This window comes from Streptomyces sp. SAS_270, assembly GCF_052543295.1.
In genome coordinates, this window is the sequence record NZ_JBMNDS010000041.1 from 16923 (window position 1) to 43625 (window position 26703).

At 71.7% G+C, this 26703-nt stretch carries 25 protein-coding genes; 12 read left to right on the forward strand and 13 right to left on the reverse strand.

What is annotated here, in order from left to right; genetic code table 11:
* Nucleotides 1–3: 3 nt before the first annotated feature.
* On the reverse strand, nucleotides 4–558 hold the full coding sequence (locus ACN6LB_RS25345) for a TetR/AcrR family transcriptional regulator (RefSeq protein WP_445027923.1): 555 nt from the start codon (nucleotides 556–558) through the stop codon (nucleotides 4–6).
* Between the two features lie 130 nt (nucleotides 559–688).
* On the opposite strand from ACN6LB_RS25345, the gene ACN6LB_RS25350 reads away from it, so the two are divergent.
* On the forward strand, nucleotides 689–1147 hold the full coding sequence (locus ACN6LB_RS25350) for a nuclear transport factor 2 family protein (RefSeq protein ID WP_445027924.1): 459 nt from the start codon (nucleotides 689–691) through the stop codon (nucleotides 1145–1147).
* A gap of 88 nt (nucleotides 1148–1235) precedes the next feature.
* Complete coding sequence (locus ACN6LB_RS25355) at nucleotides 1236–1784, forward strand: flavoprotein (RefSeq protein WP_445027925.1); 549 nt, start codon at nucleotides 1236–1238, stop codon at nucleotides 1782–1784.
* Here ACN6LB_RS25355 and ACN6LB_RS25360 read toward each other — a convergent pair.
* From ACN6LB_RS25360 to ACN6LB_RS25375, 4 genes are all read right to left on the reverse strand, one after another.
* Entirely contained in the window at nucleotides 1770–2432 is a 663-nt protein-coding gene (locus ACN6LB_RS25360) for a hypothetical protein (RefSeq protein ID WP_445027926.1), read from the reverse strand. The genes ACN6LB_RS25355 and ACN6LB_RS25360 overlap by 15 nt on opposite strands.
* A gap of 417 nt (nucleotides 2433–2849) precedes the next feature.
* Nucleotides 2850–4553 carry an ArnT family glycosyltransferase gene (locus tag ACN6LB_RS25365; RefSeq protein ID WP_445027927.1) on the reverse strand — a complete coding sequence of 568 codons (1704 nt, stop codon included), beginning with the start codon at nucleotides 4551–4553 and terminating at the stop codon, nucleotides 2850–2852.
* Nucleotides 4554–4713: 160 nt separating this feature from the next.
* Entirely contained in the window at nucleotides 4714–5559 is an 846-nt protein-coding gene (locus tag ACN6LB_RS25370) for an endo alpha-1,4 polygalactosaminidase (protein WP_445027928.1), read from the reverse strand.
* A gap of 281 nt (nucleotides 5560–5840) precedes the next feature.
* Complete coding sequence (locus ACN6LB_RS25375) at nucleotides 5841–6185, reverse strand: MerR family transcriptional regulator (RefSeq protein ID WP_445027929.1); 345 nt, start codon at nucleotides 6183–6185, stop codon at nucleotides 5841–5843.
* A gap of 485 nt (nucleotides 6186–6670) precedes the next feature.
* Here ACN6LB_RS25375 and ACN6LB_RS25380 point away from each other — a divergent pair, with 485 nt between their 5' ends.
* Nucleotides 6671–7558, forward strand: a complete 888-nt coding sequence (locus tag ACN6LB_RS25380; protein WP_445027930.1) for an alpha/beta fold hydrolase — start codon at nucleotides 6671–6673, stop codon at nucleotides 7556–7558.
* A gap of 117 nt (nucleotides 7559–7675) precedes the next feature.
* Nucleotides 7676–8128 carry a DUF3592 domain-containing protein gene (locus tag ACN6LB_RS25385; RefSeq protein ID WP_445027931.1) on the forward strand — a complete coding sequence of 151 codons (453 nt, stop codon included), beginning with the start codon at nucleotides 7676–7678 and terminating at the stop codon, nucleotides 8126–8128.
* Between the two features lie 102 nt (nucleotides 8129–8230).
* On the opposite strand, the gene ACN6LB_RS25390 is transcribed toward ACN6LB_RS25385, so the two are convergent.
* On the reverse strand, nucleotides 8231–9040 hold the full coding sequence (locus tag ACN6LB_RS25390; RefSeq protein ID WP_445027932.1) for a phytanoyl-CoA dioxygenase family protein: 810 nt from the start codon (nucleotides 9038–9040) through the stop codon (nucleotides 8231–8233).
* A 63-nt stretch (nucleotides 9041–9103) separates the two neighbouring features.
* Between ACN6LB_RS25390 and ACN6LB_RS25395 the strand changes: the two genes are divergently transcribed.
* Nucleotides 9104–9994, forward strand: coding sequence for a helix-turn-helix domain-containing protein (locus ACN6LB_RS25395; protein WP_445027933.1), 891 nt, complete (start codon nucleotides 9104–9106; stop codon nucleotides 9992–9994).
* A 48-nt stretch (nucleotides 9995–10042) separates the two neighbouring features.
* On the opposite strand, the gene ACN6LB_RS25400 is transcribed toward ACN6LB_RS25395, so the two are convergent.
* Genes ACN6LB_RS25400 through ACN6LB_RS25410 form a run of 3 tightly spaced genes read right to left on the reverse strand, consistent with a single transcriptional unit; the run spans nucleotide 10043 to nucleotide 14232 of the window.
* Nucleotides 10043–10528: a universal stress protein gene (locus tag ACN6LB_RS25400; RefSeq protein WP_445027934.1), complete on the reverse strand. Its 486-nt coding sequence runs from the start codon at nucleotides 10526–10528 to the stop codon at nucleotides 10043–10045.
* A 5-nt stretch (nucleotides 10529–10533) separates the two neighbouring features.
* Complete coding sequence (locus ACN6LB_RS25405; RefSeq protein WP_356136172.1) at nucleotides 10534–11829, reverse strand: arsenic transporter; 1296 nt, start codon at nucleotides 11827–11829, stop codon at nucleotides 10534–10536.
* Nucleotides 11830–11847: 18 nt separating this feature from the next.
* Nucleotides 11848–14232, reverse strand: a complete 2385-nt coding sequence (locus tag ACN6LB_RS25410; RefSeq protein ID WP_445027935.1) for a SpoIIE family protein phosphatase — start codon at nucleotides 14230–14232, stop codon at nucleotides 11848–11850.
* Nucleotides 14233–14507: 275 nt separating this feature from the next.
* Between ACN6LB_RS25410 and ACN6LB_RS25415 the strand changes: the two genes are divergently transcribed.
* The gene (locus tag ACN6LB_RS25415; RefSeq protein WP_445027936.1) at nucleotides 14508–17603 is read left to right on the forward strand and encodes a glycoside hydrolase family 2 TIM barrel-domain containing protein; all 3096 of its coding nucleotides are present in this window, start codon (nucleotides 14508–14510) and stop codon (nucleotides 17601–17603) included.
* 46 nt (nucleotides 17604–17649) lie between these two features.
* On the opposite strand, the gene qcrB is transcribed toward ACN6LB_RS25415, so the two are convergent.
* Complete coding sequence (qcrB, locus tag ACN6LB_RS25420) at nucleotides 17650–19329, reverse strand: cytochrome bc1 complex cytochrome b subunit (RefSeq protein WP_445027937.1); 1680 nt, start codon at nucleotides 19327–19329, stop codon at nucleotides 17650–17652.
* Entirely contained in the window at nucleotides 19326–20270 is a 945-nt protein-coding gene (gene sigJ / locus ACN6LB_RS25425) for an RNA polymerase sigma factor SigJ (protein ID WP_356136164.1), read from the reverse strand. The genes qcrB and sigJ overlap by 4 nt, the downstream gene beginning before the upstream one ends.
* A gap of 154 nt (nucleotides 20271–20424) precedes the next feature.
* Here sigJ and ACN6LB_RS25430 point away from each other — a divergent pair, with 154 nt between their 5' ends.
* From ACN6LB_RS25430 to ACN6LB_RS25440, 3 genes are all read left to right on the forward strand, one after another.
* On the forward strand, nucleotides 20425–22041 hold the full coding sequence (locus ACN6LB_RS25430; RefSeq protein ID WP_445027938.1) for an MFS transporter: 1617 nt from the start codon (nucleotides 20425–20427) through the stop codon (nucleotides 22039–22041).
* A complete protein-coding gene (locus ACN6LB_RS25435) occupies nucleotides 22038–22649 on the forward strand; it encodes a hemerythrin domain-containing protein (protein WP_445027939.1) in 612 nt (203 codons plus the stop codon). The genes ACN6LB_RS25430 and ACN6LB_RS25435 overlap by 4 nt, the downstream gene beginning before the upstream one ends.
* A gap of 118 nt (nucleotides 22650–22767) precedes the next feature.
* Nucleotides 22768–23184 (forward strand): SRPBCC family protein, encoded by a 417-nt coding sequence (locus ACN6LB_RS25440; RefSeq protein WP_445027940.1) that lies wholly within the window; start codon nucleotides 22768–22770, stop codon nucleotides 23182–23184.
* A gap of 15 nt (nucleotides 23185–23199) precedes the next feature.
* Here ACN6LB_RS25440 and ACN6LB_RS25445 read toward each other — a convergent pair whose 3' ends face one another.
* Both ACN6LB_RS25445 and ACN6LB_RS25450 read right to left on the reverse strand, forming a co-directional pair.
* Nucleotides 23200–23922, reverse strand: coding sequence for a 2OG-Fe(II) oxygenase (locus tag ACN6LB_RS25445; protein WP_445027941.1), 723 nt, complete (start codon nucleotides 23920–23922; stop codon nucleotides 23200–23202).
* Nucleotides 23923–23972: 50 nt separating this feature from the next.
* Complete coding sequence (locus ACN6LB_RS25450; protein WP_445027942.1) at nucleotides 23973–24515, reverse strand: methylated-DNA--[protein]-cysteine S-methyltransferase; 543 nt, start codon at nucleotides 24513–24515, stop codon at nucleotides 23973–23975.
* Nucleotides 24516–24686: 171 nt separating this feature from the next.
* Between ACN6LB_RS25450 and ACN6LB_RS25455 the strand changes: the two genes are divergently transcribed.
* The 3 genes from ACN6LB_RS25455 to ACN6LB_RS25465 are packed head-to-tail and all read left to right on the forward strand — an operon-like array spanning nucleotide 24687 to nucleotide 26392.
* Entirely contained in the window at nucleotides 24687–24932 is a 246-nt protein-coding gene (locus ACN6LB_RS25455) for a hypothetical protein (protein ID WP_356136153.1), read from the forward strand.
* A gap of 3 nt (nucleotides 24933–24935) precedes the next feature.
* On the forward strand, nucleotides 24936–25313 hold the full coding sequence (locus tag ACN6LB_RS25460) for a toxin Doc (protein ID WP_356136151.1): 378 nt from the start codon (nucleotides 24936–24938) through the stop codon (nucleotides 25311–25313).
* Between the two features lie 35 nt (nucleotides 25314–25348).
* Nucleotides 25349–26392, forward strand: coding sequence for a pyridoxal-phosphate dependent enzyme (locus ACN6LB_RS25465; RefSeq protein WP_445027943.1), 1044 nt, complete (start codon nucleotides 25349–25351; stop codon nucleotides 26390–26392).
* Nucleotides 26393–26703 lie beyond the last annotated feature (311 nt).

Below are 26703 nucleotides of genomic sequence, written 5' to 3' on the forward strand. Positions count from 1 at the left end.
GGGCTATCGAGGGGCCCGCAGCAGGAGCCGGGCGGCCTGCCGGGCCTGCCCGGCAGGTTCGGCGCTCTCGTTGATCCCGGCCGTGACCATGGCGCCCTCGGCGAGCAGGAAGAGCTGGTCGGCGAGGGCGTCGGGCCGCCCGGCATCGGTCACGAGCCGGGCCAGGTAGCCGTGGAACGCCTGCTTGTGGGCGCGGACCTGGGCGGCCACGCGGGGGGAGGTGGCGCCCAGTTCGCCGTACGCGTTGACCCAGGCGCAGCCGCGGAAGTCGGGCTCACCGAACCACTGCCGCAGCCAGTCGAACACGGCGAGAATGCGCTCCTCGGGGTCCTCGTGGCCCTCGACGTGCGCGGCCAGCCGCTTACGCCAGCGCAGGTCGCGCCGCTCCAGGTACGCCTCGATCAGCTGGTCCTTGGTCGGGAAGAGCTGGTAGAGCCGCTTGAGCGAGACGCCCGACGCACCGCGAATGGCATCCATCCCGACCGCCTGGATGCCGCGGCCGTAGAACAGCTCCTCCGCTGCGTCCAGGGCCTGCTCCCGGGCGACCGTGCTGTCCATGAGGGCCACTCCTTGACGATTTCGACGACCTTGACGGCGCGACGACCTTGACGCGAGAACGCGCGTTCTCTACGGTAGCAGCGATACCGGAGAACGTACGTTCTCTCCTGTCGACGCCGAGGATGACGCCATGACCGACCGCCCGCCCCTGCCGCCCTTCACCCGCGAGACCGCGCTCCAGAAGGTCCAGGCCGCCGAGGACGCCTGGAACACCCGCGACCCGCACAAGGTCTCGCTCGCCTACTCCGAGGACTCGGTCTGGCGCAACCGCGACACCTTCGTCACCGGCCGCGCCGAGATCGTCGAGCTCCTGACGGCGAAGTGGGCCCGCGAGCAGGAGTACGCCCTGCGCAAGGACCTCTGGGCCTTCGACGGCAACCGCATCGCCGTCCGCTTCCAGTACGAGTCCCGCGACGCCGACGGGCAGTGCTGGCGCTCGTACGGCAACGAGCTGTGGGAGTTCGACGAGCACGGACTGATGACGCGGCGCGAGGCGAGCATCAACGACGTACCCATCGAGGAGAAGGAGCGCCGCATCCTCGGACCGCGTCCCGAGGCGGAACGCGGGAGGACCTTCCCCGTCCGGTGACCGCGGACGGATCGCGCACCGCGGAGGAGCGACCGCGAACCGAGGGCCGCCCTCACGTGGATTCCCCCGGCTTCACTAGGGTTTCCGCGTGACCGAACACGCCGGGAAGCCCTTCCTCTACGTCGTCGTCTGCGCGGCGGGCATCGCCGAGGACATCGGCAAGCTGATCACCGCCGCCCAGGAACGGAACTGGGAGGTCGGCGTCATCGCGACCCCGCAGGGCCTCGGGTTCTTCGACGCGACAGCGGTCGAGACCCGGACGGGCCGGCCGATCCGGTCGGCCTGGCGCGCACCGGGCGACCCGCGCCCCTTCCCGGCGCCCGACGCGGTCGTCGTCGCGCCCGCCACCTTCAACACCGTGAACAAGTGGGCCGCCGGGATATCCGACACGCTCGCGCTCGGGACCCTGTGCGAGGCGTACGGCCTCGGGGTGCCCATAGCCGTCCTGCCCTGTGTGAACGAGGCACTCGCCGCCCACCCGGCGTACCGGGCGAGCGTCGAGCGGCTGCGGGGCATGGGCGTGCGCTTCGGCGACCCCTACGCCGGGGAGCCGGAGAGCGGCGGGCGCGGGGAGTTCCGCTGGGAGCGGGCACTGGACCTGCTGGTGACGGGTTCCGACTCGTCACAGGACGCGTGACCGTTCGCAGGTGACGGTGGGTCCGGTGATCATGCCGCCGGCGGTCGAGCCCCGGCCCTGGGGCATCCAGTAGCCGAGCTTGGACACCACCGTGCTGCACGTCTTCCTGACGGACACCCGCACGACGACGGTGGAGGGATGGCCCGGCTGGAGGTCGGTGAGGGTGCAGTCGACGGCGTACATGTTGCGCGCCGTCGACGGATAGCGGCCGACGAGCGGGTTGATGCACCGGGGATCCCTCGTGGTCACTTCCACGCCGGACGTTTCGTCGCCGACGATCCCCAGGCGGGCGCTGCCGTCGCCCTGCTCGCTGTCGCGCGAGACGGTGTACGTCAGCGTGGTCGTGGCGTTCGCCCGTACGACGCGCCGGTCGACCCCGATGCGGTGGGTGGGGACCGGCTTCGGCTCGACGAGGGTCAGCGTGGCGTGGACGGGCCCGCTCAGATCGATCCCCGCGGGCGCCGACCGGACGTGGACGGCGCCGCTGACGCGGTAGGCCGCCGGGCCCGGGTACTCCGTTCCGCCGGGCAGCGGGCCCGCGGCGAGGTTCTTCCCCGCGCGCCGCACCGTCCAGCTTCCCGAGGTCCCGCAGGCATACCGGACGGACTCGCCGACCCGCCCGCACGTGGCCGCGGCGGACACGGTCATGACCCGGCTCCCCGTGCTCACGCACAGGCTGACGTCGGCCCGCTGCCCATCTCTGCCCTTCAGCGTGCCCGCGTGCGCACAGAGCGTGCCGGGAGCGGGAGCGGCTGCCACGGGCCCCGGGGCGGGTTCGGGGTGTGCGGCTTGTGCGGGGGCCGGGCCCAGGGCGGCCCAGCCGAGTGCGGCCGCCAGCACCGTCCCCACTGCGGAGGCGCGGAGCCTCCCGCGAGATGTGGCACGGGGCGTCCTGAGGGACGGGGGGCGTTTCGGCACCGGATCCTCCTCGCACGGCTGCGACCGGCCGAGTGCCGGTCCTGCGCGAGTCGAGGATGCGGGACCCGTCGCGCGGGCGCGCCGTTCCCACGCCGCACGGTCACCTGAGGGCAGGAACTCCCGTAGCCCGACTGCGGCGCGGGCCCCTCAAGGGCGGTGGTAGATCGTGACGGAGTGGCCGACCTGGTCGATGGGTGTGCTGGTGGCGATCAGCGTCGCCAGCCGGCCCCGGGCCTTGGCGACCGAGGAGTCCGAGACGACGAGCAGTCCGTGCACCTCGCCGGGCGGCGCCTTGCGCGGATCGGACGCCTCGATGCCGTAGTACGCCGGCACGCCGCTGCCCTTGTAGACGAGCCAGACCTTCCGGCCCGGATAGCGTTCGCGGAGCCGGTCGGCCAGCCGTCCCAGATCCTGGCCCCAGTCGACGTTCGAGTCGTGCAGGCGCAGATGGGTCTTCGCGGTGCCGCCGAACGCCTCGTTGGAGTACGGCAGGTAGTACGGGAACGTGCGCAGCGAGCTGACCGCGACGAACAGGATCAGCGCAGCACCGGCCACGTGAGTCCAACGGCGGCGCACGGCGAGTACACCGGCGGCCGCGACCGCCAGGAACATCGGCACGAAGATCGCGTACCGGACGCCGAGGTCACGTGACCCGAACATCGCCGCGACCAGCAGCACACCCGGCGGGAGGAGCAGGTACGGCGCCGCGGGCCGCAGCCGGCGAACCGTCAGGAGCGCCGCGGCACCGGCCGCCCACAGCACGAGCATCCCGAGCGGCGTCTTCACCAGCAGTGCGGCCGGCAGGTAGTACCAGAGCGACCCGCGGTAGAGCCGACCGAAGAGGAACCCCTCCCAGGTCGCGTACTCGAAGCCGAACTGGACGCGCATCCCGTCCCGGTACGGCCGCGGGAACGGCATCCAGTCGATGACCAGCCCGCGCAACCCGTGCACGGTGGGCACGTTCGCCGGAGTCGACCAGCGCAGCCGCGGATCGACGGCGAGATACGTCGCCCACACCACGGCCACGGCGATCAGCGCCACCGCGGCCGCCGTCGCCGCGCCGAGCGCGAGGAGCCGCAGCTTGGCGCGCGTGTCGAGGCCGGGGGAGCGGCGGGCCCGCCAGACGGACACGACGACCAGGAGCAGCAGCACCGGGACCGCCGTCAAGGTGCTCATCTTCGTGGCCAGGGCCGCACCCAGTGCCACCCCGGCGAGCGGGAGGTAAAGGCGCGGGCGCCGGCCCGCCCGCCACAGCAGCCAGACCGACGTCAGCACGAAACCGGCCGCCGGTACGTCGAGCGTGGCCAGTGAGCCGTGCGCGATGACATCGGGGGAGAACGTGTAGAGGGCCAGCGCCGCCAACCCGCCCGCGGGGCCCACCAGATCACGGGCGAAGGCGAGGACGACCAGCCCGAACCCCAGGGTCAGCACGATCACCGGCAGCCGCGCCCACAGCATCAGCCGCCAGGGATCGTTGCCCGACTCGTACAGCAGACGCCGTCCGAGCTCCCCCTGGTCGCCACCGAGACCGGCCTCCAGATGCGGGTGGGCGAGGACCAGCCCGCTCGCGATGATCAGCTTGCCCAGCGGCGGATGCTCCGGGTTGAAGTGCAGGTTGTGCTGCTGTGCGTAGACCACCGCCGTGCCCGCGTACACGGGTTCGTCGATGGTCGGTGTCTGCTGCACGGCCGTCGTGACCATCGCCACCGCCATCTGGGCCAGCAGCGCGACCACGGCGAGAGCGAACAGCCACCGCCGGTGGCGAAGCAGCCGGGCTCCACGGCGCGGCGGCTTCTCCACGGTGGTCACCGGCACGCTGTCCTCGCGCCCGTCGGCCATGAATGTCGGCATGTCCCTTGATACGTCCGCTTCGTACGAGCCCGCTCAACCGGCGGCAGGCGGATATGAGTATGCACCGGCCGCGGTCCGCGCAGGTGCCGCCGCGGGCCGTGTCGTGACCGGCGCCGGCGCAGCGAAGTGCGGGCCCGGGAAGGGCCCTGCACGCCTCCCGTCAGCGGGTTTTGCGGACGTACCCCTCGCTGCCGGGCGTCGACACCTTGATGTCCCGGCGCACGATGCTCAGCCGGTCGCCGAAGCCCGAGAGGGCTTTGCGAAGACCGCTGTCGGTGTACTCGACGACGAGCACGCGGTCGTGGAACGCCTTCGCGTACGTCCCGCACTCGTCCCACTCGGCGCACTCCTCCGCCACCGCGAAGTCGAGCCCGGTCCTGGACCTGAGCCCGGCCAGTTCCGCGGTGTTCTTCTGGGCGATGGCCAGATGGCGGGCGTGCGCGTGCGCCGAGAGCAGGGTGATGAAGGCCGTGGCGTCGTCCGCGGTCAGCCGGCGGTGGGAGCGGGTGTAGCTGTCGTAGTTGTCGGGCTCGACGGCGTCGTAGCCCTTGTCGGCGCAGCCGTCGATCCACTCGTTGATCCGGGCGGCCACGCGTTCGCGTTTCGCCGGGGTGCCGATGTCGAGCAGCACCTCGTCCCAGTCGCGGTCGAGGACCGGCTTGCCCTGCCCGTCGTGCAGCAGCAGGTCGGCGGGCCACTCGTCCCGTTCGTCCGGCTGGACCTGGAAGGCGTTGACGTAGCAGATGTTGTAGAGGCCCGGCGCGGGGGAGGACGCACGGTCGCGGCTGACGATGCGGACGTCGGACGGCGGGGGGTAGGCGCCGCCGATCTGGTAGTCGAAACCCGCGTGCGGCGGGGGCAGACGCAAGGCGGTGGTGGTCGGTGCCTTCTTCGACGAGTCGGTGGTGGTGTCCCCACCGGAGCCGCAGCCCGCGACCGTCATCAGGGCGGCCAGCAAGGCGGCCGCTGCGACACGTTCGACGCGGGCAACACGCTTGACGGGCATGTCCGCTCCATCAATGGCGAGTACGACCCCGCCTCGGACGCTCCTGGGTCCTGGCGACTCGGTCCGGGCTTGGACTCTCGTCCGCTACCGGCTGGGCGCACCTCTGGTGCCGGGCGCGCGGCCCGGCACGCACAAGATCCAAGCGTCTGCGGCGGCAGGCGTCAAGCGCGGCTGGGCCGGGCTCTGCGCCAGGGTTGGACGCCCGGTTCGTGGCGAGGGGGCCGGGCCCGGCCGGAGGGCCCGGTGATCCCATCGCGCACCGGAGGTTCGGCCGACGGTGCTCAGGCGGACGGGGAATCGTCCGACGCCTGCTTCGCCGTGCGGCGGTACTCGGCGTTGATGCGTTGTGCCTCCTCGAGCTGATCCTCAAGGATGACGATGCGGCATGCGGCTTCGACCGGGGTTCCCCTGTCGACCAGCTCGCGGGCGCGAGCGGCGACCCGCAGCTGGTAGCGGGAGTAGCGCCGGTGGCCGCCCTCGGAGCGGAGCGGAGTGATGAGCCGGGCCTCGCCGATGGCCCGGAGGAACCCCGGGGTGGTGCCGAGCATCTCCGCGGCCCGGCCCATCGTGTACGCGGGGTAGTCGTCGTCGTCCAGACGATCGCTCAGTGGACTGTCTGCTGTCATGTCACCTGTCATGTCACCTCGTGCTGCCACGCGTCGAGGGGCCCTGATGCCGTACGGCACCAGGGCCCCGAGGGAAATTGAACACCATCCGTCGGCGCTATTGACGCGCCGACCTTCTGTCTCCGTCGCCCGGCCCAGGAGAGGGCAGGGAGTACGGGGATCGAGATTGCGTGACCGGGGACCACCTTCCGTTCCGGGGCCTTGCGATGCCCGGTCCGAACGCTCTCCGGCCGGGCGATCCTGATGGCGTTTACTCCCTCCGTCCTGTTTCTGGTGAATCGGTAGGTGTCAGAACTCGTACTGCGTTACTGCGCGTGCTCTCCCGCCAGTTCGTGTCTGCCGGGCATCTCCGACTGTGTCGATGAAAGAAACTCTAACCACGTGCTCGGCCAATGTCTACTCTGACAAAGACAGATTTTGATTCGCGCGAGCCCTACATATCCTCACGCCGACGGATCCCCGACCAAAGGCCTTATTGTCAGGAAATGACCGGAGAGTCTCTTCCCCTGGCCGTACACGATCATGGTGGTGACGGCCCGCCCCTGCTCCTGCTGCACGGCGCGGGACGCACCCTCGCCGACTGGGCCGCCGTAGCCCCGCTCCTTGTGCCCCGCCACCGGGTGCTCGCCGTGGACCTGCGCGGACACGGGCTCTCGCCTTCCGGGGCCTGGACCTTCCCCGGCGTCCTCGCGGACATCGAGGCGGTGATGGAGGAGTACGGCGTCCCCGCCGCGCTGCCCGTCGGGCACTCGCTCGGCGGCATGATCGCCGTCCAGTACGCGCTGGCGCACCCGGACGTCACCCCCGGCGCGGTCGACCTGGACGGCTACGGGTGGGGCCACCCCGGCCAGTACGTGGGTCTGGAACGGGCGGAGGTCGAGGAAGGCCTGGGCCGGGTGCGGGAGTTGGCGGCGGCGATGACGGGCCGCTCGCTCCCGGCCGGCGGCCTGCAGGAAATGCTCGCCCGGGAGCGTGAGACGTCCCGAGCGCTGGGCATCCCCTACGAGCTGCTGGAGACGGGTCTCCTGCGCGCCGTCCGCGAGGGCCCCGACGGGCGACCGGAGTTGCGGCCGATGGGCGCGCACGCCCGGGACGTGCTGGACGCGGTCGACTCGCTCGACCTCTTCGCCCTCTTCCGCCGGATGAACCGCCCACTGCTGCTCGGGCGCGCACTGCGCGCGGTGCCGTCCAGACCGGGCATGGAGTGGTTCGACGAGCTGATGACCGCTTACGCGAAGGGACTTGCCCGCGACCTCGCCGAACTGGCCGCAGAACGAGCTCAGGTGATGGTCGTGGAGATCGACGGCACGCACGCCATGCTGCTGGAGAACCCCAGGGCGGTCGCCGACGCGATCCTCTCATTCACCTCATGACGCCGCGCCGAGACGGCTGGAGCGTCTGCCGGAGCCCGACCGTCCAGGGGCCCGGGTGCCTGGGATAGCGTCCCCCTCCGGACAAGTGAGAGGGACGTTGTGCAGGTTCGGGTTCGGATGCGGGACGCCCGTCGATGGGTCATGTGGGGGGCCATCGCGTTCGGGGCGCTGTTCCTGACCGTCGCGTTGATCCTGGCGGGGGTGTCGGTCTCGTTCCTGGCCGACGCGGAGCGTGCCCCGGGCACGGTGGTGGCGCTGGAGTGGCGCAACGACCACAACGGCGCATCCCGCAAGGCACGGGAGGACGACAGGCCCGTGGCGTACCCGGTGGTCGAGTTCACCTCGGCGGACGGCAGGCTGCGGACGTTCCGGAGCTCGACGGGCTCCAATCCACCGTCGTACGACCGGGGCGAACACGTCGAGGTGCTGTACCGCGCCGATTCCCCGGGGGACGCGCGGATCAACGGCTTCGCCTCGCTGTGGCTTCTGCCGCTGATCTTCGGGGGCATCGGGCTGGTGTTCGCGGGGGTCGGGACGGCGTTCGCGATGGCGAGGCGGCGGCGTTCCTAGGGCCGCGCGTGGTCGTACCGGCTCTTCCGCAAGCGGGGCATCGCGTCCCGGGACCGGTTCCGGGACGCGATGCCCGACGGGGCGCTGTGCCGGGGCGGCTGCTCAGTGCGGGGCGGCGGGCGCGAACTCCGTGCCGCACGGGCCCGCGCCCTCGCTCTCGGCCAGGGTGACGGGGGCGCCGCTCATCGTCAGCGTGCGGTAGTAGCCGCCGATGCGCTGCGTTGAGCGGCCTACGTAGTGCCCGATGAACGAGCGGCGGAAGCGGTCGGCGGTGCGATTGGGGCCGGAGCCGTGCACCAGGCTGCCGTTGAAGAACAGCACGTCGCCCGGCGCCATGTCGACGGGCACCGCGGCCAGGCCTGGCGGCGGCGGAACGTACTCCCGCGCGAACGACATCTCGACATCCGCCTCCTCCGGGCAGAACAGGTCCATGCGGTGGGTGCCCGGCACGACTTCCAGGCCGCCGTTCTCCCGGTCGATCACGTCGCAGGCGATCCAGGCGGCCACGCAGGTGCCCGGATCGACGCGCAGATAGAAGTTGTCCTGGTGCAGCGCCTGCCCGCGCGCGCCCGGCGGCTTGAAGTAGAACATGCTCTGCGCGGCCAGCACCTCTTCGCCCAGCAGGGTCTCCAGGACGTCCCGCAGCCGGGGTTCGAGCAGTAGGCGCCGGGACAGCGCGCTGATGCGGTGCGGGTGCATCACCCGCGGGAAGGCGTGCAGCGGATCGGCGAAGGAGCCTTCCTCGGTCGTACGGGGCTCGAAGTGCCCCGGCACCGGCCCGGCGGCGCGCAGCGCGGTGAACTCCGCGCACAACTCGTCGATCTCGGCGGGCGTGAACAGCCCCCGTACCACGGCGAAGCCCTGCTCCTCGAAGTCCCGCAGCCCGTCCCCGACCCTGTCCGTGCCTGTCATGCGACCATCCCTTCTCAACGGTGGTTAGGTGCCTCACGCTAGGCCGGTACACCGATCGGGAGGATGCCTGTGCGTGCTGACGAGTTGCCCGAGACTGCTGATCCGTCGCCACCGCCGGGCCTGGTGACCATCGGGCGGTTCGACCAGGAGCCCGGCTACGGCGTCAACAGGCCCTTGGGCGCGGACAGTTGGCTGTTCACCTGGACCACCGGCGGACGTGGCCGGCTCGAACAGGGTGCGGCGCGGGCGGCTGCCGGGCCCGGCGACCTGGTGGTCCTCGGTCCCGGGGCACCGCATCGCTACGCCGTCGAACCGGGCGCCGCGCACTGGGCGTTCTGGTGGGTGCACTGCCAGGCCAGGCCGTCCTGGTCGGGCTGGCTGCGTCCGTACGCCCTGGAGGACCGGCTCTACGCCGTCGGCCCGGTCAAGGGCCCGGAACGCGTCGAGGCGGCGTTTCGCCGGATGCTCGCGGACGCCCGCTGGACCGGCGAGGGCACACCGCCCGACGCGGCGGGGCCCTCCCGCGGCGAGATCGCCGTCGCGCACGGCACCGCCGCCCGCGAACTGGCCCTCTGCGGCCTGGAGGAGATCGTTCTGCTGGCCACCGCCCGGGCGGAGCGGCCGCGCCTTGACATCGATGCGCGTGTGCGCCGCGCCGAGGCCCTCATCGCCGCCGATCCCAGCGCGCCGCACACCGTCCGTTCGCTGGCCGCGGCCGTTTCGCTCTCCCCGTCCCGCTTCGCGCACCTCTACACCGAACAGCTCGGCCACTCGCCGATGCGTGCCCTGCGCGAGGCCCGGCTCCTGCACGCCGCCCGGCTCCTGGAAGCCACCGGGCTACCCGTCGAACGGGTGGCCGCGGCCTCCGGTTTCACCAGCCCGTTCCACTTCAACCGGGTCTTCCGCGAACGCTACGGGGCGCCGCCCGGAGCATTCCGGGCGGGCTTGCGCTGAGCGTGACGAGGCCGGGCGGCAGCCGCGGCCAAAGTCCGTGGCCGGGTATCAGGCGGGTGGCGGAGGCGGCAGCGTCGTGACGTCCGGGGCCGGTTCCGGCCAGACCAGGAGCACGGGGCAGGGGGCGTGGTCGACCACGAACCGGCCGGCCGGGCCCAGGCTGCGGGGGCCGAGGTGGGCGCGGTCGCCGTCGCGGGCCAGGACGAGCAGGTCGGCGCCCTCCGCGGCGGTGATCACTTCCCGCTCGGCGCGCCCGGTCCGCTCCAGCCGGGTGCAGGGGCGGGCGAGGCGCTCGGCCGCCGCGTCGAGGAGACGGGCGGCAGAGGAGTTCCCGAGGTCCTCCAGACGGTCGCCGGGGTCCGGCTCCGAGCGGCCGCGGCCGAGCAGTCCGGCGAAGGCGCCGTGCGCGAGGCCCGGGACGCCCGGTTCGGTGACGTGCAGCAGGACGACCTCGGCGGCGTGCGGCGCGTGGCCGCGGACCGCGTCCACGCACGCGGGCCAGGTTCCCTCGACGAGCCAGGCGACGACCCGCATGCGTATCAGCCTCCGAGAACGTGGAGCGAGGCCCACAGGGCCACGACTGCCGGGACCAGCGCGGCCGGTACGGCGATCAGCCCGAGGCGGGTGAACTCCTTGAGGTCGACCCCGTGGTCGTGCTGGTGCACGATACGCCGCCACAGCAGGGTTGCCAGGGAACCGGCGTAGGTGAGGTTGGGCCCGATGTTGACGCCCAGCAGCACGGCCAGCACCGCGCCAGGGCCCGACACCGCGGCCAGTGGCAACAGCACCAGGACGGCAGGCAGGTTGTTGATCAGGTTCGCCAGGACGGCGGCGAGCGCCGCGATGCCCAGGAGCGCGAGCAGACCGGAGCCCTCCGGGAGCAGCCGGCCGAGGGCGTCGGAGAGACCGTTGTCGACGACCGCCCGTACGACGATGCCCAGCGCGAGCACGAAGGCGAGGAAGGCGGGGGCGGTGGCACGCACCACGGTGAGCGGTGTGGTGCGGCGGCGCAGCAGCGCCCGGACGGCGAGCACGAGCGCGCCCGCTGCCGCCGACCAGGCGGGATCGATGCCGAGCGGGGAGGCGACGACGAACCCGGCCAGCGTGCACACCACGGTGACCAGGGCGAACAGCGGCAGCTCCGGCGGTTCGTCGGCGCTGGGAGCCGGGGCGGCCGCAGCCAGGTCGCGGGCGAAGAAGCGCCGGAAGACGAGGTATTCGGCGGCGATGGCGACAAGCCAGGGCAGCGCCATCAGCGCGGCGAAGCGGGTGAAACTCAGACCGCTGGTGGTGAACGCGAGCAGGTTGGTGAGGTTGGAGACCGGCAGGAGCAGCGACGCCGTGTTCGACAGGTGGGTGCAGGCGTAGACGTGCGGCTTCGGACGGGCGCCCATCCGGGCCGCCGTCGCGAACACGACGGGCGTGAGCAGCACGATCGTGGCGTCCAGGCTGAGCACCGCGGTGATCGCGGAGGCGAGCGCGAAGACCGCGGTCAGCAGGCGCCCGGGACTGCCCGCGGCCCAGCGGGCCATCCATGCGCCGCAGGCCCGGAAGAGCCCTTCGTCGTCGCAGAACCGGGCCAGCACCAGGACCGCCGCGAGGAAGCCGATCACCGGCCCCAGATGTCCGGCCTCGGCGCGGGCGTGGTCCCAGGAGATCGCTCCCGTCGCCATCACCAGGCCGGCGGCCGGGACGGCCACCACGGCCTCCGGCCAGTTGAAGGGGCGGACCACCGCGCAGACGAGGACAGCGATGAGCAGGACGACGGAGAGAGCTTCCGCCAGCGGGGTGTTCAGGGTTCGGTCCTCCGGGACACGGACAAAGTGCCCCTTCATCCAACCAGACGCCTCCGGTCATTCACCGAGCAGCGTCAGCTCCGCCCAGATCGTCTTGCCGTCGGGTGTGTGGCGGCTGCCCCAGCGCTGGGTGAGCTGGGCCACCAGCAGCAGGCCGCGGCCGCCCTCGTCGAAGATCTTGGCGCGGCGCAGATGCGGGGCGGTGTGGCTGGTGTCGGACACCTCGCAGATGAGGGTGGTGGCGTCATGGATGAGCCGCAGCCGGATGGGCTGTTCGCCGTACCTGATGGCGTTGGTGACGAGTTCGCTCACCACCAGTTCGGCCGTGAAGGTCGCCTCGGTCAGGTCCCAGGAGATCAGCTGGTCTACGACCTGCTTGCGGATGGGCGCGACCAGTGCGGGGTCGGCGGGGATGTCCCAGGTCGCCACCTGGGAGGGTGCGAGGCCGCGGGTACGGGCGAGCAGCAGGGCCACGTCGTCGGAGGCGCCGCCCACCGGGAGGAGTGTCTGCAAAATGGCGTGACAGGTCTCCTCCAGCGACTCGGGGGACTGCGCCAGGGCACGCAGCAGCAACTGGTGGCTGGTGTCGATGTCCCGCTCGCGGCTCTCGATGAGGCCGTCGGTGTACAAGGCGAGCACCGAGCCCTCGGCGAGGTCGATCTCCGTGCACTCGAAGGGCAGTCCGCCGAGGCCCAGGGGCGGCCCGGCGGGTACGTCGATCTGCCGGGGCGGTCCGCTCGGCGGGAGCAGGAGCGGCGGCGGGTGGCCTGCCCGGGCGATCGTGCAGTGGCGGGAGACCGGGTCGTACACCGCGTAGAGGCAGGTGGCGCCGACCTCGCCGGTGGTCTCCTCGGAGCCGGCCTCCGAGGACAGCCGGACGACAAGGTCGTCCAGGTGCGTCAGCAGTTCGTCAGGGGCGAGGTCGATGTCGGCGAGGGTCCGTACCGCCGTGCGGAGCCGTCCCATGGTCGCCGATGCCTGGATGCCGTGGCCGACGACGTCGCCGACGACCATGGCGACCCGCATCCCGGACAGTGGAATCACGTCGAACCAGTCGCCGCCCACTCCGGCGCGCGCGGCGGGCAGATAGCGCGAGGCCGCGTCGACGGCGGCGGTCCGCGGCAGTGACTGGGGAAGCAGACTGCGCTGCAGGGCGAGCGCGGTCTGCCGTTCCCGGGAGAAGCGGCGGGCGTTGTCGATGCAGACGGCAGCCCTGGCCGTCACCTCCTCGGCCAGCAGGACGTCGTCGGGGGTGAAGGGTTCGGGGCGCCGGTAGCGGGTGAGGACGGCGACACCGAGGGTGGTACCGCGGGCCTGGATGGGCACCGACATCGTGGTGTGGATGCCGAACTCCGCGATGCGTTCGCCGCGCACCGGGTCCCAGGAGAGCCACTCCGCCAGTGTGGTCGCGCCGTCCGGCGCCACGATGGTGCGGCCCGCGAGCAGCGAGTCCGCCTGTGGGGAGGAGGCTGGGTAGACGTCGACGTCCCCTGGCTTGACCACTGCCTCCGGGGCGCCGGGGAGCACCGACTGATGGGCGGCGCGGCGGAGCGCGAACGGAGCGGCGGGCAGCTCCGGGTGGGGCTCACCGCCCTGGCCCGGCGGATCGATCAGGTCGACGCTGACGAAGTCGGCGAGCGCCGGCACGCAGACGTCGGCGAGTTCCTGCGCCGTCCGGGTGACGTCGAGGGTGCTGCCGATGCGCACGCTTGCCTCGTTGACGAGTTGCAGGCGCTCCCGGGCGCGGTACTGCTGGGTGAAGTCGTGCGCGGCCAGACACACGCCGTGCACCCGGCCCTCACCGTCGGTGAGCGGGGCGATCCGGGCCAGCCAGGCGTGCGCGTGGTCCTCGCCGCCGGTGCGCATGTACGTCTCCACCTCGCGCCCGTGCCCGGCGACGAGCACCTCGTACAGGTGCTGTTCCAGCTCCTCGCTCTCCGGCTTGCCCCCGATCTCGGAGAGACGCAGTCCGCGGATACGTTCTTCGGGGAGGCCGACCACGGCGGCCATCGCGTCATTGATGCCGTACAGGCGCAGCTGTTCGTCGTAGACGGCCGTCGCGCAGGGGGACTGTGCCAGCACGGCAATGGTCAGCGGGTCTTCCGGTGGACGCCGGCGGCGGCCCTTCAGTGGCGTGACGACGAGCCAGTCGCCGGGGCCGCCGTGCTCGGGTCTCCTGTGGTGGGCGAGCAGCCATACGGACAGGACGCCGCCGTCGCGGCGGCGCAGGGCGAGCGTGCCGCTCCAGCGGCGGGCGGCGGAGGGAGGAGCCGCGGCCTCGTCCGGGTCGGCCAGCAGGAGGGCGGCGGGCCGGCCCTCGACCTCCGCGGGCGCGTAGCCCAGCAGCCGCCGGGCGCCTTCGCTCCAGCGGACCAGGATGCCGTTCTCGTCGATGACAGCCCGAGCCGTGGCGTCCTCGTCGAGGGGGTGGACCGGGCTCATCGTCGCCACTCCATTGCGCACACTCACAGTGAACAAGCGCGTCACTTGTGTTCCAGCCTAGTGCTTGGAGCAGCCCGGCACCCGGCACATGGCTCGGCGGGGGGTGTTTCGGTCGGGACGACGGTCGCCCGAGCCGGATGGGATTCAAGCCGATGTGGCGTACGGGGCGGAAGTGAGTGCCAGGCCCTTGACGGCCGCGTGTGTCATCACGTCAGAATCTGTTTGCTCGCGATCAGTTGTGATGAATTATGGGCCCTTGACGAGAGAGAGCCGGCATGACGGTCACTCGAAGATCAGTATTGATCGCAGGAACGGCCGTACCGGCGGCCGGCACGCTCGCCGGCGCCGCCGACGCCTGGGCCGCGTCGCCCACGAGCGCCGCGGGCCGCCGTACCGTCGAACTCCGCGACGGCTGGCGCTTCGCGCTGGTGAACCCGGGCGGCATCACCGACCCCACAGGCGCCTACGCCGACGCGGCCGAGCCCGGTTACGACGACACGGCGTGGCGCGAAGTCGCCGTACCGCACGACTGGAGCATCGAGCTCACGCCGACCACCGAGCACGGCACCACCAGCGGCACCGGGTTCTTCCCCGGCGGCCTCGGCTGGTACCGGCACACCTTCACCCTGCCGCCCGTTCTCGCCGGCAAGCGGATCTCGGTGGAGTTCGACGGCGTCTACATGGACTCGTACGTCTACTGCAACGGCAAGCAGGTCGGCCGGCACCCCTACGGCTACACCGGGTTCGCCTTCGACCTGACCGGCCTCCTGCACACCGACGGCAAGACCGCCAACGTCATCGCGGTCAAGGTGCAGAACCGGCTCCCCAGCAGCCGCTGGTACTCGGGCAGCGGCATTTACCGCGAGGCGCGGCTCGTCGTCACCGAGCCGGTGCACGTGCGCCGCTGGGGCACCTACGTCACGACACCGGAGATCACCGCGGAGCGGGCGCTCGTGCGGGTCCTGACCTCGGTGGCGAACGAGTCGGGCACCGCGGGCGAGGTGGAGGTCCGCTCCCGGATCGTCGACCCCGCCGGCCGGGTGGTGGCCCGCACCCAGTCCACGGTCACCGTCGACAAGGAGCGGACGGAGACCCACGAACTCGCCGTGCCCGACCCGCGGTTGTGGGACTTCGCGACCCCGCACCGCTACACCCTGGAGACCGAACTCCGCGTCGGGGGACGGATCGCCGACACCTACCGCACCACCTTCGGCATCCGCTCGTTCCGCTTCGACCCCGACGAGGGATTCCACCTCAACGGCACTCACGCCAAGATCAAGGGTGTCGACCTGCACCACGACCAGGGCGCGCTCGGCGCCGCGATCAGCATCGACGCCGTACGCCGCCAGATGACCATCATGAAGTCGATGGGCGTCAACGCCTTCCGCACCTCCCACAACCCGCCCTCGCCACAGATCATCCAGGTCTGCGAGGAGCTGGGCATCGTGATGATGGTGGAGGCCTTCGACTGCTGGAAGACCGGCAAGACGGCCTACGACTACGGCCGGTTCTTCACCGAGTACGCCGACCAGGACGCCACCGAGATGGTGCTCGCGGCCCGTAACTCGCCCGCCGTGGTCCTGTGGTCCATCGGCAACGAGATACCCGACTCCACCTCCACCGCCGGGCTCGCCATGGCCGACCGGATCATCGCCGCGATCAAGGCGGTGGACGACACCCGCCCGCTCGTCATCGGCTCCGACAAGTACCGCCGCATCCCGGCCAAGGGCTCCGCGGCCGACCTCATGCTCGCCAAGCTGGACGGGCTCGGCCTCAACTACAACACCGCCGCCTCGGTGGACCAGCTGCACGCCGCCTACCCCCACCTCTTCCTCTTCGAGTCCGAGTCGTCGTCGGAGACCTCGACGCGCTCCACGTACCAGGAGCCGGAGCACCTCAACACCGGCGAGAACCACACCCCGGGCAGGCGCGCGACCTCCAGTTACGACAACAACCTCGCCTCGTGGACGATGAGCGGGGAGTACGGGCACAAGAAGGACCGGGACCGGAAGTGGTTCGCCGGGCAGTTCCTGTGGTCGGGCATCGACTACATCGGGGAGCCCACGCCCTACGACGTGTTCCCGGTGAAGGCGTCCTTCTTCGGCGCGGTCGACACCGCCGGGTTCCCGAAGGACATGTACCACCTCTTCAGGAGCCAGTGGACGAGCGAGCCGATGGTCCATCTGGTGCCGATGAGCTGGAACCACCAGGAGGGCGACACGATCGAGGTCTGGGCCTACACGAACGTCGACACCGTGGAGCTCTTCCTCAACGGAAAGTCCCTGGGGACAAGGGCGTTCGACACCAAGAAGACCACCGACGGCCGCGCCTATTTGGAGACCACGGAGGCCACCGGCGACGACAGGACCGTCACCACCGGCCCCTACCCCGGCAGTTACACCAGCCCGAACGGCAGCGCGGGCAAACTGCACCTCACCTGGAAGGTGCCGTACGCGCCCGGTGAGCTGAAGGCCATCGCCCGCCAAGGCGGCCGCAAGGTCGCCACCGACGTCCTGCGCACCGCCGGGGCACCGCACGCCGTGCGGCTCACCGTGGACCGCAAGTCACTGGCCGCCGACGGCCGTTCGCTCTGCTTCGTCACCGCGGAGATCGTCGACGCGCGCGGTGCGGTCGTGCCCGACGCCGAGCACCTGATCGCCTTCGAGGTCGACGGCGGCTCGCTGGCCGGACTCGACAACGGGCGGGAGGAGAGCGCCGAGCGCTACCAGGCGAGCACCCGGACGGCCTTCCACGGCAAGGCACTTGCCATCGTCCGCGCCGGCACCAAGGCGGGCTCCCTGAGGGTACGGGCCCGCTCGGACGGGCTGCGCTCGGCAACCGCCACCGTGCACACCACCTCCGCGCGCGCGAAGGCGACCACCCCGGCCGCCGTGTTCGTCCCCGACCCGGGTCCGGGCACCCCCGGCTACCCGCTCGCCGACGCCAGTTACTCGGGCCGTACGGACACCCTCCCCGCCGCCATGGTCGACGGCGACGCGGCCACCGGCTGGTCCAACGCGTTCTTCAAGTCGGCCACCGCACTGTTGCCCGCGTTCAACGGAGCCCGCCCGAAGGACTGGGTCTCGCTGACCTGGGCGCGCTCGCGCACCTTCGACCGCGTCGAGGTCTCCTTTACCGTCGACGCGACCCACACCCTTCCCGCGTCGATCGAGGTCGCGGTGTGGGACGGCACGGCGTACGTGCCGGTGACGGGCGCCGCCGTCGACTGGGCCACCACGTCGGACGCGCCCACGGTCGTCACCTTCGACGCGGCCCGGGGCACAGCACTCCGGCTCACCCTGACGAGCGCCCACCCGGGCGCGGCCGACGGCGCCCAGCGCATCAGCCGTCTGGAGGCACCGGTGGCCTGAGCCGGCAGTGCCCAGGACGCCCGCGCCCGCCTGGCGCGGGCGTCCCCTAATGGCGCCGTGCCTCCTCGTACTCCTCCGCCGTCGGCTTCTCGACGCGGGCTGCCTCGCCGTGGAGCCTGCGCGACAGGGCGGCGCGCAGACGCAGGGAGCGGGACGCCCCGTTCGGGAGGCCGTTGGTGTCCTGGGCGGGGCCGAGTTCGAGCGGGCGCGGCTGCTCGTGCGCGGTGAGGGTGTGGAGCTCGGCGGGGGAGAGGGGCCGGTGCGCCTCGACGTACTCGCCGTGCGGCAGCCGCTTGATGACGCCGGTCTCACGGCCGTGCAGCACCAGCTCGCGGTCGCGGCGCTGGAGACCGAGGCAGAGACGACGGGTCACCACGAAGACGACGGCCGGGACCACGAACACGGCGATCCGCACCGACCAGGTCACGGTGTTGATCGACAGGTGGAAGCGGGTCGCCACGATGTCGTTGCCGCCGCCCGCCAGCAGGATCAGGTACAGGCTGACCCACGCCGTGCCGATCGACGTCCGGACCGGCCGGTTGCGCGGGCGGTCCAGCAGATGGTGCTCGCGCCGGTCGCCCGTGATCCAGGACTCCAGGAAGGGGTAGACGGCGATGAAGACCAGGAGGAGGGGGAAGACGACGACCGGGATGAGGACGCCGAGGTTCAGCGTGTGCCCCGCCGCGGTGATCTCCCAGCCAGGCATCACACGCACCAGTCCTTCCGCGAAGCCCAGGTACCAGTCGGGCTGGGCGCCCGTCGACACCTGGTCCGCGCGGTAAGGGCCGTACACCCAGACCGGGTTGATGGTGGCGATCGCCGAGATGAGCGCGATGACGCCGAAGACCAGGAAGAAGAAGCCGCCCGCCTTCGCCAGGTAGACCGGCATGAACGGCGCGCCCACGACGTTGCGTTCGGTCTTTCCGGGCCCCGCGAACTGGGTGTGCTTGTGGTAGACGACCAGCAGGATGTGGGCGACCACGAGGGCGGCCATGATGCCGGGGATCAGCAGGATGTGCAGCGAGTAGAAGCGGGCCACGATGTCGTGGCCGGGGAACTCCCCGCCGAAGGTGAAGAACGACAGATAGGTACCGATGATCGGCATGGACAGCAACGCCCCGTCCACGAACCGCAGTCCGGTGCCCGAGAGCAGGTCGTCGGGAAGCGAGTAGCCGAAGAGGCCCTCGAACAGGCCGAGCAGCAGCAGCGTCCAGCCGAACAGCCAGTTCACCTCACGGGGCTTGCGGAACGAGCCCGTGAAGAAGTGCCGCATCATGTGCATCAGCATGGCGGCGAGGAAGATCAATGCCGCCCAGTGGTGGATCTGCCGGATCAGCAGTCCGCCGCGGACGTCGAAGCTGATGTCGAGGGTCGAGGCGTACGCCTCCGACATCCGCACGCCGTTGAGCGGGACGTAACCGCCGTGGTAGATCACCTCGTTCATCGACGGATGGAAGAACAGCGTCAGATAGACACCCGTGAGGATCAGTACGACGAAGCTGTAGAGGCAGATCTCGCCGAGGAGGAAGGACCAGTGGTCCGGGAAGACCTTGCGCAGGTACTGCCTGCCGAGGGTGTACACGCCGAGGCGGCCGTCGACCCAGTCGGCGACCCGCTCGCCCGAGGACGCCTTCCCAGCCGCTCGCGAGGCCGGTTGCGGGGCAGGGTCCGGAGTCGGGGTCGCAGTCGAGGCCGGGCCAGTGCCCGGCCGGTCGGTGGTCGTCATGCCTGCCGCTCCTCCGCTTCCTGGGCCCTGCCGTCCTCCCCGCGACGCACATGCGCGAGCTTCTCGGGATTGGTGACGATGTAGACGTCGGACACCTGATCGCCGTCCGGGGTGAGGTCCATGACCATGACCGCGTACGGCGACTCGCCCTCGAACACCACCGCGGAGTCGTCGCCGTTGACGCGCCGGTAGCGGACCTCCAGGCCAGCCCCGCGGTGGGTGGCGTAGCCGGCCAGCAGTCGAGCCGCCTTGTCGCGGCCGTGCACCGGGCGCAGCCCGGCCCCACGCGCCTTGCCGCCGCCGTCCGTCCACACCGTGACGTCCGGTGCCAGGATCTCCATCAGCGCGGCGATGTCACCGCCGAGCGCGGCCTCCACGAAACGTTCCGTCGCCTGTTGCCGTACGCGCGGATGGGCGCGGTAGAGCGGACGGCGGGCGTGCACGTGCTGCCGGGCCCGGTGCGCGAGCTGGCGCACCGCCGCCGGGCTGCGGTCGAGGACCTCGGCGATCTCGGTGTGGGCGTAGCCGAACACCTCGTTGAGGACGAAGACCGCCCGCTCCAGCGGGGTGAGCGACTCCAGGACCACGAGCATCGCCAGCGACACCGACTCGGAGCGCAGAGCACGCTCGGCGGAGTTGTCGGGGGCGGCTTCGTCGAGCAGGGGCTCCGGCAGCCACGGGCCGACGTACGTCTCACGTCGGCGGGTGATGACCGCCCGCCGCGCGAGCGCGTGGTTCACCGCGATGCGGACGAGGTAGGCGCGCGGATTGGTGATCCCGTCGAGGGGCGAGCCGTGCCGTCGGCCCGTCCACGACAGCCATGTCTCCTGCAGAACGTCCTCGGTGTCGGCGACGCTGCCGAGCATGTTGTAGACGATCGCGAAGAGCAGCTCGCGGTGGTCGACGAACACCTGGGTCGCGGTGTCGGTCCCCTCGGACATGCCTTGCCTCCCTGGGTGGGCTCACTACTCCGAGCCGAACAGGGGGTCCGAATGTGACATCGCACGGCCAAGAGTGACGTACGTCTCACGGCGTCACGCCGCCCGCGACCGGCGCCCTCTTGAACGCGAGTCCGACCACAAGGAGACCGGCATCGTGTTCAAGAAATGGCACGGCAACCCCTGGGCGATCCTCATCACGCTCTCCCTCGGGTTCTTCATGACACTGCTCGACCTGACGATCGTGAACATCGCGATCCCCGACCTGGGGGAGGACCTGGACGCCTCCCTCGACGAGATCCTGTGGGTCGTCAACGCCTACACCCTCGCCCTGGCCGTCCTGCTGATCACCGCCGGCCGCCTCGGCGACCTGCGCGGCAAGCGGAACCTGTTCATGTCCGGCGTCGCCCTGTTCACCGTGGCCAGCCTGGCCTGCGGCCTCGCGCAGGACCCGGCCCAGCTGATCGCCTTCCGCGCGGTCCAGGGCCTCGGCGCCGCGCTGCTCATGCCGCAGACCCTGTCGATCATCGCCGAGGTGTTCCCAGCCGACCGGCGCGGCGTGGCCATGGGCGTCTGGGGCGGCGTCGCGGGCATCTCCGGCGCGCTCGGTCCGATCATCGGCGGCGCGCTGATCACCCACCTCGACTGGCGGTGGATCTTCTACGTGAACCTGCCGCTCGGCGTCCTCGTCCTGGCCCTCGCGGCGGCCATCATCCCGGGCGGGCAGCGCCGCACGGTACGCCACCGCTTCGACACCCTCGGCGTGGTCCTCGCATCGGCCGCCCTGTTCTTGCTGGCCTTCGGCCTCACCGAGGGACAGCGCTACGACTGGAACGGCGGGATCCTCGCACTGTTCGGCGCGGCGGCGGCGCTGTTCGCCGGGTTCCTCCTCCACGAGCGCCGCCGGCAGGCCGACGAGCCGCTCGTCCCGTTCTCCCTCTTCAAGGACCGCAGCTTCACGCTCCTCAACTTCGTCGGCATCACGGTGTCGTTCGGTGTCATCGGGATGTTCCTGCCGCTGACGATCTACCTCCAGTCGGTGCTGGGCTTCAGCGCCCTCAAGTCCGGGCTCGTGCTGCTGCCCCTCGCCCTCGGTTCGTTCGTGACGGCCGGCCCGGCGGGCGTCCTGTCGGACAAGGTCGGCGGCAAGTACATCCTGATGACCGGGCTGCTGGCCTGGGCAGCGTCGCTGATCTGGATCGTCGCCGCCGTCGACACCGGTTCGAGCTGGACCGCCGTCGCCTTCCCGCTCTTCCTCGCGGGCCTGGGCGCCGGCTGCACCTTCGCACCGATGGCCACGGAGGTCATGCGCAACGTACCGGCACGTCTGTCCGGCGCGGCCTCGGGCGTCAACAACGCGCTGCGACAGGTCGGTTCGGTGCTCGCGGGCGCCCTCGTCGGCGCCGTGCTGCAGGCGCAGCTCGCCGACTCGCTGAGCGACCAGGCAAGGCAGCGTGCCGGACAGCTGCCGGCGGCCTACCGCGACGGTTTCGTCGACGCCTTCTCCCACGCGGGGTCCGATGTCAACGCCCGGCAGTCGGGCGGCGTTCCGGCGGGTGTGCCGCACGACGTCGCGGACCGTATGAGCGCCCTCGGCGGCCAGGTCTTCGGCCATGGCTTCGTGGACGCGATGGGCCCCGCGGTCCTCGTCTCCGCCGCGGCCCTGCTGGCCGGCGCGCTCGCCTGCCTGGCCGTACGCCGCCACCGCGGGCCGTCCGCCAACCCGCACGCCCTGCCCGTGTACGAACCCGAACTGGAGGAAGCCACCTCATGACGATCGACTTCACCCCGATGTACGCCGCCCACGACGCCTTCCGGCGCGACCTGGAACGCCTCGGCAAGGCGGCGGCGGACGGCACCGCCGACACCCCCGCGGTCCGCGCGGGCTGGGACAACTTCCTGCACCAGTTGCACATCCACCACACCGCCGAGGACAGCGACCTGTGGCCGCGCGTGGAGCACAGGGTCGCGGGCCGGGCCCAGGAGGTCGCCCTCCTCGCCGAAATGGAGGCGGAGCACGCCCGACTCGACCCGCTGCTCACCTCCGTGGACGCGGCACTCGCCGGCCGGTCCGGGAACCTGCCCGAACGGGTCGAGGCGCTTTCGACCGCCCTCGACGAGCACCTCCGGCACGAGGAGGAGAGCGCCCTGCCGCTGATCCAGGAGGAGCTGACGGCCGCGGACTGGGGTGCCTTCACCGGCCGTATCCGCCGGCAGCAGGGACTGCGCGGGGCGGCGCTCTTCGTGCCGTGGATCGTCGACGGCATCCCGTCCGCCGACCGCGCCCGGTTCCTCGGGGTGCTGCCGCCGCCCGTCCGTGTACTCAACCGGCTCTTCTGGGAGGCGGGTTACCGCCGGCGCGGGCTGTGGCGGCAGAGCTGACGGCGTGGCGCGCGGGCCCGCCGGCGGCGGGCCCGGGGCGCCCTCGTTCTCCCTGTCCCAGGACGGTTGCACCGGACTTCCACCCCCATACAGGCTCCAGACTCCGAGAGGACATCCGATGGCCGACATAGCCATGCAGCTGACCATCGAGGCCGAGGCGGACACCGTCCGGGACGCCGTCGCCACCGAGACCGGCATACGCAGCTGGCTGACCCCGGAGGCGGTGGTCGGGGAAGGCGTCGGCGCGGCACACGCGCTGACCTTCCCGGGGGAGCCGGAGTCCTGGCGCCTGCTCGTCACGGAGTCGGGCGACCGGCGCCTGGTGCTGGAGGGCGGGAACGGCCCGTGGACCGGCACCGTGCAGACGTACGAGATCCTCGACGTCCCCGAGGGCGGCGTGCTGCTGCGCTTCACCCACGCGGGCTTCCCGGACCAGGACGACGCCTACCGCAACTTCACCTACGCCTGGGCCGCCAAGTTCACCGCCCTCAAGGCGTACGCGGAGACCGGCAGGCCCGTCACCTTCTCAGGCTGAGCAAGGCGTCGGGCGTCACGCCGCGTCGTGGAAGACCAGGCCCAGCGCGTGCCGACGGCCGGAGCGCACGGTGCTCACGCCGTGCCGCATCGCGCCGGCCGACCAGCCGCGCCGGGTGCGCACCGGGCGGTCCCGGGTCGTGAAGACCAGGCCGTGGCCCTGCGCGAGGACGGCCGTGGTGCCCCGGGACTGGGCGCGGGGGCGCTGCTCGACGAGGAGGAACTCGCCGCCCGTGTAGTCGGTGCCCTGGGCGTCCAGGCCGATCACGACCTGGAGCGGGAAGACCATGTCACCGAAGACGTCGCGGTGCAGGGCGTTCCAGTCGCCCGCCCCGTAGCGCAGCAGGATCTGTGCGGAGCGGTCCTGGCCCGCCCCGTGGCACAGCGAAAGCCACTCCTCCAGGGAGTCCGGCCATGGCGCCGGGCGGCCGAGCCGAGTCGCCCAGTCGCGGGCGATCGGCAGCAGCCGCGGGTACAGCGCGGTCCGCAGGGCGGCGACCCGAGGCGGCAGGTCGTGGGTGAAGTAGCGGTACTCGCCCGAACCGAACCGGTGCCGTGCCATGTCGACGGTGGTCCGGAACAGCTCCGGCCGCTCGTACAGTCCGACGAGGTCACGGCACTCGGCCGGGGTCAGCAGCGGGGGAGTGGACGCGCAGCCGTAGGCGTCCAGCTCCTCCGCCAGCGCCGCCCAGTCGGCGGCGTCGACCCGGCGGGCGGCCTGCGCGGGGGTGAAGGTCATGACGTGGTCCTTGGGTCGGCTCCATGGGTCGCAAGGGTCGGTCGCAACGGTCAGCCGGTGGTGAGCATCGGCTGCAGCGCGCCCTCGTGGGTGAGCAGCCGGACCTTGCGTTCGACACCGCCGGCGTAACCGCGCATCGAGCCGTCCGCCCCGATCACCCGGTGGCAGGGGCGTACCAGCAGCAGGGAGTTGGCCCCGATCGCCGCGCCCAGCGCCCGCACCTCGGCCCGCGGCACGCCAAGACGCGTGGCGAGTGCGCCGTACGTGGTCGTCGTGCCGTACGGGATCTCTTCCACCGCGCGCCACACGCGCCGTTGGAAGTCGGTGCCGGTGACGGCGAACTCCAGCTCGAAGGCGGTGAGCCGCCCCGCGAAGTACGCGGAGATCTGCCGGGCGGCCTCGGCGAACACGGAGTCGTCGCGCCGCCAGGTCCTTTGGACGGCGGGTGCATTGCGCTGCCCCGGCATGGACACCGAGGCGAGGGCCACTCCCGCGGACGCCGACCCCCGGCCGACGAGAAGCAGCTCACCGAGGGGGCTGTCGACTGTCGTGTACCTCGTGATGGTTGCGTGCGTCGTCGTCGCGTCCGTCATCGCTTCTCACCTCTCGTGCCGCGTGCCTCTTGACACCTACGAGTCTGGTCCTGCGACGCGGCGGTGACCGGCGGGAATCGGACATCGCGCTCACGCCCTTGCGGTACCGCAACGAATGCCCGTTGAGCTGGGAGTATTTACGAGTAAGTACCCGCGCGGTACCGTGAGGGCATGCCAGCTCTCAATGTGGAGTTCAGTGAGCGTGAGCTAGAGGACCTGCGGCAGATCGCCAAGGAGCGAGGAACGTCGATGAAGGCTCTGGTGCGCGAGGCGGCAGCCGCCGACATCGTCCGGCACAGGGCGCTGCAGGAAGGCGCGGAGGTCTTCCGGCAGTTCTTCGCCGCGCACGCGGACGAGTTCGCGGCCGCCTTCCCCGAGGACGAACCACCGGGCACGGGCGAGGGGCGGGCCGCCTGACCCATGGCCCCTGTCATCCACATCGACGTGCCCTGGCTGCTCCAGCGCCACGAAGAGGTCCTGCCCGACCAGCCCACGGTCAACGACTTCTCGGCCCTCGTCGCCGCCGTCGCCCGCCACCGCGTCGACCCGCCCAAGCTCGGCGTCGACTCCGACCCCGCCTGGCGTGCCGCCGCCCTGCTGCACACCCTCGCCCTGCTGAAGCCGCTGCCCTCGGCCAACGCCCGGTTCGCGTGCTCCACGGCGGTGGCGTACATGTTCGTCAGCGGCGTCGGCATCGACCCGCCGTACGGAGCTCTCGTGGACCTCGCCCGCGACCTGATCTCCGGCAAGGTCGACGTCTACGCAGCCGCCGACCGGCTGCGGTCCTGGCAGATCTGAGGCCCGCCGGGCGCGCGACATGACACGGTGACCGCATGCCCCTGCTCACCCGACCCGCCGCCCGGCTCTGGACGTGCGCTCCCGCGCCCGCCGACGTCCGTGTCTTCCACGCCTCCCTGCCCGGCTACGCCCCCACCCCGCTGACCGAACTCCCCGCGCTGGCCGCCGATCTGGGTGTCGCTCGGGTCTTCGTCAAGGACGAGTCGAACCGGCTCGGCCTGCCCGCCTTCAAGGTGCTGGGCGCATCCTGGGCGATCCACCGCCTCCTCGCCGCGGCCGACGGTCCGCTCACCCTGGTGACCGCCACCGACGGCAACCACGGCCGGGCCGTGGCCCGCACGGCCCGGCTCCTCGGGCAGTGCGCCCACGTCCTCGTGCCCAAGGGCGTGCACCCGGCCGCGGCCGACGCCATCGCCACCGAAGGGGCACGCGTGACCCACGTCGACGGCCCCTACGACGAAGCGGTCCGCCGGGCCGCCGAGGTCGCCAAGGAGCCGGGCTCCGTCCTGGTGCAGGACACCGCCTGGCCGGGCTACGAGGAGATCCCGGGCTGGATCGTCGAGGGCTACTCCACCCTGTTCGCCGAGGTCGACGACCAACTGGCCGCCGCGGGGGCCGAGTCGCCCGACCTGGTGGCCGTGCCGGTCGGCGTCGGCTCGCTCGCCCAGGCGGCCGTCACGCACTACCGCAGCCGTCCCGCCCCGGGCCCGTCCCTGCTGTCCGTGGAGCCCGACGCGGCCCCCTGCGTCCTGACCGGCCTCACCCACGGCCGGCCGCTGAGCGTCCCCACCGGGGACACCACCATGGCGGGCCTGAACTGCGGCACCCCGTCCGGCCTCGCCTGGCCCTTCCTCAGGGACGGACTGGACGCGGCCGTCGCCGTCAGCGACTCCGGGAGTGCCCGCGCGGCCCGCGACCTCGCCGCTCTGGGGATCTCCAGCGGGCCCTGCGGTGCCGCGTCCCTGGCGGGCGTCCGCGCCGCCGTCGCCCAGGGGCTCGTACTGGAATCCGCCGCGACCGTCGTCCTGATCAGCACCGAAGGCGCGGCCGCCAACCCCCGTTCGCACGGGACGGGTTGACGGGCGACCCGCCCTCGGGGCCGCCGACCGAGGGCGGGAGGAATCGGGGTCGGCGGCCCGTTTCGCGCGGGAGAGCCGCCGTCCTGCGCGGGGCCTCCGAGAAGGGCCGGTTCCAGTGGACTACGGGGTTGTGTGCGCCGGGAGCGTGCGCGAGGCACCGGCGCGTGCGCACGGTTCACACGGGGCGCATGGAATTTCGAAAGCCGGTGCGACGCGACCGAGTTGCCGCAGTGTCTGACTTTCTTTCAATGAGGCGGATGTTGCCCAAGTGCCTTGTTGGTCATGAGCGTGTTGTGCAAGGGTGACCTGCG

Bases quoted from the DNA above. Each gene is read 5' to 3' on its own strand.
- ACN6LB_RS25370 (WP_445027928.1), bottom strand. From the start codon at position 5,559: ATGCCCGTCAAGCGTGTTGCCCGCGTCGAACGTGTCGCAGCGGCCGCC.
- ACN6LB_RS25350 (WP_445027924.1), top strand. From the start codon at position 689: ATGACCGACCGCCCGCCCCTGCCGCCCTTCACCCGCGAGACCGCGCTC.
- ACN6LB_RS25405 (WP_356136172.1), bottom strand. From the start codon at position 11,829: ATGAAGGGGCACTTTGTCCGTGTCCCGGAGGACCGAACCCTGAACACC.
- ACN6LB_RS25375 (WP_445027929.1), bottom strand. From the start codon at position 6,185: ATGACAGCAGACAGTCCACTGAGCGATCGTCTGGACGACGACGACTAC.
- ACN6LB_RS25380 (WP_445027930.1), top strand. From the start codon at position 6,671: ATGACCGGAGAGTCTCTTCCCCTGGCCGTACACGATCATGGTGGTGAC.
- ACN6LB_RS25360 (WP_445027926.1), bottom strand. From the start codon at position 2,432: ATGACCGTGTCCGCCGCGGCCACGTGCGGGCGGGTCGGCGAGTCCGTC.
- ACN6LB_RS25445 (WP_445027941.1), bottom strand. From the start codon at position 23,922: ATGACCTTCACCCCCGCGCAGGCCGCCCGCCGGGTCGACGCCGCCGAC.
- ACN6LB_RS25395 (WP_445027933.1), top strand. From the start codon at position 9,104: ATGCCTGTGCGTGCTGACGAGTTGCCCGAGACTGCTGATCCGTCGCCA.
- ACN6LB_RS25440 (WP_445027940.1), top strand. From the start codon at position 22,768: ATGGCCGACATAGCCATGCAGCTGACCATCGAGGCCGAGGCGGACACC.
- ACN6LB_RS25385 (WP_445027931.1), top strand. From the start codon at position 7,676: ATGCGGGACGCCCGTCGATGGGTCATGTGGGGGGCCATCGCGTTCGGG.
- sigJ (WP_356136164.1), bottom strand. From the start codon at position 20,270: ATGTCCGAGGGGACCGACACCGCGACCCAGGTGTTCGTCGACCACCGC.
- ACN6LB_RS25450 (WP_445027942.1), bottom strand. From the start codon at position 24,515: ATGACGGACGCGACGACGACGCACGCAACCATCACGAGGTACACGACA.
- ACN6LB_RS25415 (WP_445027936.1), top strand. From the start codon at position 14,508: ATGACGGTCACTCGAAGATCAGTATTGATCGCAGGAACGGCCGTACCG.
- ACN6LB_RS25460 (WP_356136151.1), top strand. From the start codon at position 24,936: ATGGCCCCTGTCATCCACATCGACGTGCCCTGGCTGCTCCAGCGCCAC.
- ACN6LB_RS25410 (WP_445027935.1), bottom strand. From the start codon at position 14,232: ATGAGCCCGGTCCACCCCCTCGACGAGGACGCCACGGCTCGGGCTGTC.
- ACN6LB_RS25390 (WP_445027932.1), bottom strand. From the start codon at position 9,040: ATGACAGGCACGGACAGGGTCGGGGACGGGCTGCGGGACTTCGAGGAG.
- ACN6LB_RS25345 (WP_445027923.1), bottom strand. From the start codon at position 558: ATGGACAGCACGGTCGCCCGGGAGCAGGCCCTGGACGCAGCGGAGGAG.
- ACN6LB_RS25455 (WP_356136153.1), top strand. From the start codon at position 24,687: ATGCCAGCTCTCAATGTGGAGTTCAGTGAGCGTGAGCTAGAGGACCTG.
- ACN6LB_RS25365 (WP_445027927.1), bottom strand. From the start codon at position 4,553: ATGCCGACATTCATGGCCGACGGGCGCGAGGACAGCGTGCCGGTGACC.
- ACN6LB_RS25465 (WP_445027943.1), top strand. From the start codon at position 25,349: ATGCCCCTGCTCACCCGACCCGCCGCCCGGCTCTGGACGTGCGCTCCC.
- qcrB (WP_445027937.1), bottom strand. From the start codon at position 19,329: ATGACGACCACCGACCGGCCGGGCACTGGCCCGGCCTCGACTGCGACC.
- ACN6LB_RS25400 (WP_445027934.1), bottom strand. From the start codon at position 10,528: ATGCGGGTCGTCGCCTGGCTCGTCGAGGGAACCTGGCCCGCGTGCGTG.
- ACN6LB_RS25435 (WP_445027939.1), top strand. From the start codon at position 22,038: ATGACGATCGACTTCACCCCGATGTACGCCGCCCACGACGCCTTCCGG.